The 4697-nt window shown below is 59.3% G+C and carries 5 protein-coding genes; 3 read left to right on the top strand and 2 right to left on the bottom strand.

Features of this window, described 5'->3' with window-relative positions; genetic code table 11:
• Window positions 1-1016: radical SAM protein (locus ROO76_14395; protein ID MDT8069352.1), on the bottom strand; the 1016-nt coding region annotated here is incomplete at its 3' end.
• Between the two features lie 457 nt (window positions 1017-1473).
• Here ROO76_14395 and ROO76_14390 point away from each other — a divergent pair.
• From ROO76_14390 to ROO76_14380, 3 genes are read left to right on the top strand one after another with little or no spacing between them, the layout of a single operon-like run.
• Window positions 1474-2250, top strand: coding sequence for a hypothetical protein (locus ROO76_14390; protein ID MDT8069351.1), 777 nt, complete (start codon window positions 1474-1476; stop codon window positions 2248-2250).
• Window positions 2247-3257, top strand: a complete 1011-nt coding sequence (locus ROO76_14385) for a PD-(D/E)XK nuclease family protein (GenBank protein ID MDT8069350.1) — start codon at window positions 2247-2249, stop codon at window positions 3255-3257. Before ROO76_14390 ends, ROO76_14385 begins: the two co-directional genes overlap by 4 nt.
• Before the next feature lie 13 nt (window positions 3258-3270).
• Entirely contained in the window at window positions 3271-3582 is a 312-nt protein-coding gene (locus ROO76_14380; protein MDT8069349.1) for a hypothetical protein, read from the top strand.
• A 5-nt stretch (window positions 3583-3587) separates the two neighbouring features.
• Here the strand turns inward: ROO76_14380 and ROO76_14375 are convergent.
• Window positions 3588-4697 (bottom strand): hypothetical protein (locus ROO76_14375; protein MDT8069348.1); only part of this gene is annotated, 1110 nt, incomplete at its 5' end.

The following is a 4697-nucleotide window of genomic DNA, read 5'->3' as shown; positions in this document are numbered from 1 at the left end:
GGGACTGGCTGGAAATCTTGTGTAGAGGTCTGGCGGACTCCCGTCGCCGGCCGGAATTTCCGCTGCATCCAGTCACCAATAGCCGCTGATGCCCAGAATATCTGCCCCGCAGTCAATGGTCCGAACAGGCGGTGGCTTCCGATTGCGTTTAGTCCCATGGACGCCACACAGCCGCACCGAGAACAATCCGGGTTACCACCGAGTTGGCACGGCTCAACACGACTGACGAAATCGGCGGAAATCGCGCGTGTGGTCTTGGCAAAGATGCATCGTGCCGGAGATTTCGGCGGAACGCTCATCTCCTTGATCAGCCCGACCGGCATATCGAGTTTGGGGTAAGTCTTTCTAAGGATCAGGAGCTTGTTGACGAGCCAGTCTCGTTCAGCGACTGTCAGACACTCAACCGGGCTCTCACCGAGTTGCGGGGTAAAGATGCTCATCCAGACTTTCTCGACTACCGAATTCGACGTCCAAAATGATAGAAATTCGTCCAGGTACTCCTCACGCTTCACCATTGTGTTGGTGACGGTGCAGTGAACAGCGATGTGTTGTCCCTGGATGTTGCGGAGAATCCTTTCGTAGGTGGCAGGCTTGCGACGAACGTCGTGCTCAGGCTGCAGTCCGTCAACCGAAACACTGATGCGCAGCAAGGGGATCCGAGCCCAAGACTTGGGAATCTCTCTGAACGCACTCGTTACCACCTGAACGTGAATCCCACGATCTGCAAGTTTCGGGAGCAAAACGTTGAGCTCACGAAGACGAACCAAAGGATCACCGCCGACAATAGAAAGGTGAAGGGGGTTGTATTCATCCACAAGAGCGATTACACGATCGATCAATTGCTGCCCTTCGAAATCTGCCACGCTTCTTAGACCTTTTCCCCCGAGATGGTTTTCTTCGTACGCATAGCACCCCGGGCATCGCAACGGACATTCACGGGTAATCTCGATCGATAGGGTTGGAACGCGTCCTGTCAGAACGCGCCCCCAAGTTTGAAGTACCGGCTTGATATCCATGGCTTCCTGTCAGATGGGATAGATTGCGCCTAAATCTCGTAAAAGCCGGTGTACAGTACTTGACCGTGGAATGGCGCGCAATCGACTGCCCCTTAACTGCGCCTCATTTGGTAAGAGCTTTAGCTTGATGCATATAGCACTCCTTCTCCCCCAAACGCCTGCCTTCCAGGCACATCGAAACTCTGTGGTGACAAACGATATGGCAGCGACCAAGCTGCGATAACAGGCGCTTCCGACGGAGCGCCCATCCCCACCTGCGACTCGCTCTATCCGCAGCTAACAACTCGGGTCTTCGTCGCATTTGGTTCGGCAATGCCTCAGTCGCCTCAACCCCATCTGGCTGTAGGCTGCGCATTTCCGACCTCGCGGAGTATCCAAAATCGTTGGCGCCGCCGTAGATTTAGCTATTGCCATCGCCTCAATACATGAGGGTGGAACAAGGACCGACGTGGAGATCATGAAACCACAAGCCGCGAACCTGGTATGCAATGCCACGAGGCGCGTTCGCCGTGCCGCGCGTCGCCGCTGGCCGCACCTGTCCCGCACGGCTCTCGAGAATCTGACTGCGCTGGTCGAGCAGTACCAGTTCTCGGTCACGGGTGGTGACCTGGCCTGGATCGAGCGTGGCTGGTACGTCACCCACACCGGTCTGCTCTCGCTCGCCGCCCGCCGTAACCGCGCCGGCATCGAGGTGCACCCCTTGATCGAACTCTGCTCCCCCCGCGCCAATCGCTGGGTATTCTCGGCAACCGTGTATCCCACTCGGGCTTCGAGAGGGTTCTCTGGCTTTGGCGACGCCGATCCGGCGAACGTCGGCGAGATGGTGCGCGGTGCCGAACTGCGTATTGCCGAAACCCGCGCCGTCAATCGCGCTCTGCGCAAGGCCTATGGTGTCGGGCTCTGTTCGGTCGAAGAGTTGGGCTCTTTGTCCGGTCCGCCCGAAAATGGCCAGGCGCGCCATCGGCCCGAGCACCGCGGCCGCGGCACACTCGAGGTGATCGCCACTCCGTCGATGCGCGACCAGTTGCGCCAGATCATCCGTCAGCACCAATTGGATCCGGTTCTCATCAAGTCTTACGCCCTCGCCCATCTCGGCCTAAAGACCATGCGGGAGGCCAGCCGCGAGCAGGTGGCCGACCTTATCGCCCACTTGCAGAAACGCGTGCTCGAAGATCGCGACCAATTCTTCGCAGAATTAAGCAGGATCGCCGCACCCGACCAGGGGGTGGCATGAGCCGACGCCGCATCCCTGGCCTGAAGCAGGTAGCGCCCGTGCCGGACGATGTGCCCGATGGTTTTTTCCTGGTGCGCGTCGATTGTCTCAGCTACCGCTGGCACCCCCGTCACCCCTACTTTCAGATCCGGCTTTCGGTCCGAGACCCGGCTGCTTTTGCGGGTCGAGTGCTTTCCGGCCGCCTTTTTTGCTCGGCACGAAACCTGTGGAAGCTCAGCTGGTTCCTGCGCGACTTCGGCTACGATCCCGATCTGCTGGGCCGCGAAGAAGTCGATGAGCGCGCGGTGCGGGAGACGCGCGCCTCGACCGTATCCGGCCGCACCTTCGAACTGGCCCTGGGTGCACTGTTCCGGCGCGAGGATCCGGCGGCCGCGTTCTGGGACGAATGGCAGCGATACAGAGGGCTCAAGCTCGAGTACAGCCGGGGCGACAGCTGGGACAAGATGTTCGACGAGGCCGTCCAGCTGCTCGGACTCTTCGCCGGACAGGAAAGGGTTCGGATCGAAGAACCGCAGCAGCAGCTGCAGGTGAAATATGTCCAACCTCTGCGCGGCGGCTCCGAGTTCGTAGCCTTCATCGATGCCATCGGCGAGCTGGACGGCCGCTTCTGCCTGCTCGAGTGGAAAACAACTGGGGCACGTTACCCGGAGCAGCCTCGCGGGCTCTACGCGCTCGACCCGCAACTGGTCGCCTACAGCTGGATTACGGGTATCGCCGAAGTAGCGATGGTGGTCTTTGTCCGCAAGAAGATGCCCGAAATTCAATACCTTCCAGTGACGATTTCCGAATCGCAACTCCAGGAATATGGGGCGCTGGTGCAGCAGACCATCCGCCGCATTGAACAGGCCCAGTTTTTGCCCCACCCCGGCGTTCGGTATCCGCAAAACGGATGCCTCAGCTGCGCCTGCCAGGGGCTGTGCCTGCAGCAGCCCGAACTGGTCGAGTGCCGCCTTGAGCGGCGGCCGGGAGGCGACGCGTTTGATTGGCTTGACGATGTTGCGGCCTAAGGAGGACCCGCCGGTGCCCAGCCTCAATCGCGAACGGGCGGAACTCGTCCTCGAAAAGATCGACCAGATCCTGGCCTGGGAGCGGTCGGTCGAGGGGGAGCGCGACAAGCACTTCGTCGACCTCGGCCGTTACCTGTGCGAGGTGCGAAGCGGGCAGTACTGGCGCCTGGAGCACCTGAAGTCTTTCGACGAGTTTCTCGAAAAGCGCTTTCCCCAGCCGCGTCGCAAAGCCTGCTACCTCATGTCCATCCATGAGCACCTGCACTCCAGCGATTCGCCTAGCTCGGCGCGTAACGGGTCATTTCGGACCCGTTGCTTCCCGTGACCAGCTCAGTGCTCTACCAGCGAGGACCAGTTCATGATCATCCGAACGGGGCTTGCGGTGCTTTCCCCAACCGTGTTGACCACGAAAAGCTTTCCATCGTGGCTAACATCGAAGGGATTGCCCGCCGGATAGAGCGGATTCACTTTGAACAGCTCCTGCCGGCTCCCAACCTCTATGCTGCCGCCGGGATATTGCACCGGAACAGCAGTGACTATTGATTCGCCGGAGATGTAGTAAAGTTCGCGGCCATCTCCACGCCAGCGCGGCATGAACCCGCCGCCGTAAGAAACCTGCACCCGCTTGCCCGGACCCGGATAGGCCTGAATATAAACCTCTTCCTGTCCGGACTCGTCGGAGACGTATGCTATCCAGCGGCCATCGGGCGAAATGTTGATCGAACGCTGTGAGACTGTTTCGGCTCCCGAATTTATTTCTGTGAGTTTACGATCTTCGAGCGACAAGACACCGATAGAGCGCTTGCCAGCGGCGTTGTAGTAGTCGACGAACAACATCTTCCCGTCAGCCGACCAGGAACGAACCCAAACCCAGTTGGACGTCGTCTCATAAATGGTATCCGTGCGGCCGCCGTCAACCTCCATGATCACGACGCGGAACTTCGATTGGTCTTCCACGGACATGGCGAGTCTCTTGCCATCCGGCGACCACATCGGATCGCTGAATAGCGCTTGCCCCATGGTCAGCCGCGAGTTCGATTTCCGCTTCAGGTCGTATATCCAAACATCTCGTGTAACCCCTGACGTCACGTCGTACGCGACTCTACTGGCGTCCGGAGAGATCACCGGATTATTGTTGAAGCCGATTGGAATGCTGCCGGGGATGATCTTCCCATCTCGCGAGAACAGTCGCACATCGCGGGTGCCGCTTTGGGGTGCGCGCCTATACACGAATACACCGTTTTGCGACGCGGTAAACGGAAGAACAGGCGCACTTGAGGTGTTCCCGAAATCAACGAGCGTGACCGGGTCGGAAACCAACCGGAGATTGCGGCTGTCGAATCGTTGTGCAACGATTCTGGCCGTCGTTGAGTAGATCAGATAGCCGGACGCATAAAGAACCGCGTAACTGCTGCGGATGCCCAGGTCCATGGGATGGCC

It is taken from the genome of Terriglobia bacterium (assembly GCA_032252755.1).
Lineage (GTDB): Bacteria > Acidobacteriota > Terriglobia > Terriglobales > Acidobacteriaceae > JAVUPY01.
This window is presented reverse-complemented; position numbering and strand designations above follow the sequence as displayed.